Genomic DNA, 2,493 nt, shown 5'->3' with positions numbered 1-2,493 from the left:
CGGGTTCCGGGCCGCGTCCGGCGCGCCGGCCGGCCTCGGAGAGCCACGGGCCGAGCGTGTCTGCGGACACGCGCGCCGTCAGGACCCCGGCGTCCGCAGGGGCGAGGGCGCCCTGGTCCACCTCCAGGAGCAGGCTGCCGTCTTCGAGGAACACGATGCCGTCCCAGAGACGGCGGTTCTCCACGGCGTCCGGGTCCCGGACCGCGGCGTCGAGGCGGTCCTGGTTGACGTCCGGGTCCTCGGCGAGGCGGGAGGCGAGCTCATGCCGCAGGGCGTTCCAGCCGCTCTCGCTGAACAGGTCCTGCGGGTCCAGCACGCGACGGTTCGCGGCGTCGTACCAGACCACGCGCGAGGCGGCGATGTCGTCCTCCTCGCGCTTCTGCGTCGACACGATGCGGGCGGCGGCGATCGAGGGGCCCACCACCGTCAACAGGGGCTGGACATCGAGGCGGAGGTCCTGGTCCGAGGCGTCCCGGACGAAGGCGTCCACCCGGGATTGCACCTCGTCCTCCATCGCACGCGTCCAGGAGGCGGCGTGCGGGACGGCGAACCAGGCGCCGTCGTAGTCCGGATCGGTGCCGCTGATCGCACGAAGGGTGGTGCCCGGCAGCATCTGAAGGTCGTGCACCGGCACGTCCATGGTGAACGGCGCCATGTCCATCGGCGGCAGCGACTGCGCCTCCGACGCCGACGAGGTCGGGGACGGCGGCGCCTCGCGGTCCGCCTCGTCCTTGGGCCCGCAGGCCGTCAGGCCGAGCACCGCGACGGCGGCGGCGGAGAGGAGGGCGCGGGAACGGCGGCGGGGGGACGGCGCGGCGGGGGAGGACATGGGGGTCACTTTCGCGGGTCGTGGGAGGAGAGCAGGGAGTCGATGTGGGAGGCGGTCTCGTCCGCCGTGCGCGGTCGGAAGTCGGGGTCCTTGGCGCGGCGGTGGTTGCGGCGCAGACGCAGCGCCGCCCAGGTGACCAGGGCGACCGCCACGAGGACCACCACCACGTTGGAGAACAGGTCCGCGTAGTCCGAGACCAGGTGGAAGTTCGCGCCGAGAAGGTAGCCGCCGTAGACCAGCAGCGCGTTCCACACGGCCGAACCGAGGGTCGTGTAGAGCACGAACAGGCCCAGGCGCATGCCCTCGATGCCGGCCGGGATGGAGATCAGGGACCGGAACACCGGGATCAGGCGGCCGATCAGGACGCTCCACGTGCCGTAGCGGGCGAACCAGCGCTCCGTGGCCTCGACGTCGTCCACGTCCACGAGGGGAAGGCGGTCGGCGACCCGGTACATGCGGCGCCGGCCCAGGGCGGCTCCGAGGCCGTAGAGCGCCAGCGCGCCCACCACGGAGCCGACCGTCGCCCAGACGGTGGCCGCGAGCGGGGAGAAGGCGCCGCCGGCGGCGGTGACCCTGCCAGGGGGAGGATGAGCTCGGACGGGATCGGGGGGAACAGGTTCTCCGCGAAGACGGCGAGGGCCACGCCGACCGGTCCGACGGCCTCCATGATCGCGACGACGGCGTTGCCGAGCCAGCCGTAGTCCGCGGTGCCGGCGGCGGTCAGCGCGGGAAAGGCGTCAGAGGTGGGGAGCATGCCCGCTATTGTCCCGCACGCGTGCGCACGTGCACAGACCGGGACGGTGAGTGATTGCTCACCCGGCCCGGCCATGGACCCGGTCGCCGACGGGTCCGTGGCGCCGTGTGGCGCATCCGCGCGCCGTGTTGGGTAGTGTGGACTGCTGTAGACCCTGACGACTACAGACGTCCTCTCGCGCACCTGAGCGTGCCGCGGGCATGACTGGAAGGAAGCGATCCATGAGCATCGTCCAGATTCCCCTGCGCCTCACCTCCGGCGCGTTCATCCTCAACTCGGGCATCAACAAGCTGAAGCTCTCCGACGAGCAGGCCGCCGGCCTCCAGCAGATGGCCGTCAAGGGCGTGCCGCAGCTGTCCAAGCTGAGCCCGGCCCAGTTCAAGAACTTCCTGGTCGCCGCCGAGGTGGGCACGGGCGCCGCCCTGCTGCTGCCCATGGTCCCGGGCTGGCTCGCCGGCGCCGCGCTGACCGCCTTCTCCGGCGGCCTGATGTCCATGTACCTGAACACTCCGGAGATGACCGAGGCCGACGGCGTGCGTCCTTCCCAGGAGGGCACCTCCGTGGCCAAGGACCTGTTCCTGGTCGGTGCCGGCGTGGGCATCATGGCCGACTCGGTCGCCAACCGCTCCGGCAAGCGCAAGAAGGCCGCCAAGAAGCGCGCCGCGCGCATCAACGCCGCCAAGGCGGACAAGGTGGACGCCATCAACGCCGCCAAGGCGGACAAGGTCGAGGCCATCTACGCCGCCCGCGACGAGCAGACCGCCGCGCTGCGCGAGGCCCGCGAGGAGCTGAAGAAGTTGCGCAAGGCCGCCTGAGCCTGACGCGCAGACGACGGGGCCGCACCGGACCATCCGGTGCGGGCCCCGTCGTCTGCGCCGGCCGCCGTGGTCGCCCCGGACGCGGACCGGCG

The 2,493-nt window shown here is 72.3% G+C and carries 2 protein-coding genes and 1 pseudogene; 1 reads left to right on the top strand and 2 read right to left on the bottom strand.

Annotated features, from left to right (window positions below; genetic code table 11):
- Positions 1 to 829 (bottom strand): annotated as a pseudogene (locus AC2W7A_RS11495) (hypothetical protein); the annotation flags it as partial.
- A 5-nt stretch (positions 830 to 834) separates the two neighbouring features.
- Entirely contained in the window at positions 835 to 1,338 is a 504-nt protein-coding gene (locus tag AC2W7A_RS11490) for a DedA family protein (RefSeq protein WP_485991466.1), read from the bottom strand.
- A gap of 466 nt (positions 1,339 to 1,804) precedes the next feature.
- Between AC2W7A_RS11490 and AC2W7A_RS11485 the strand changes: the two genes are divergently transcribed.
- Complete coding sequence (locus tag AC2W7A_RS11485) at positions 1,805 to 2,398, top strand: hypothetical protein (RefSeq protein ID WP_485991465.1); 594 nt, start codon at positions 1,805 to 1,807, stop codon at positions 2,396 to 2,398.
- Positions 2,399 to 2,493 lie beyond the last annotated feature (95 nt).

This window comes from Micrococcus sp. LASM2_SD2 (genome assembly GCF_057364565.1).
This window is presented reverse-complemented; position numbering and strand designations above follow the sequence as displayed.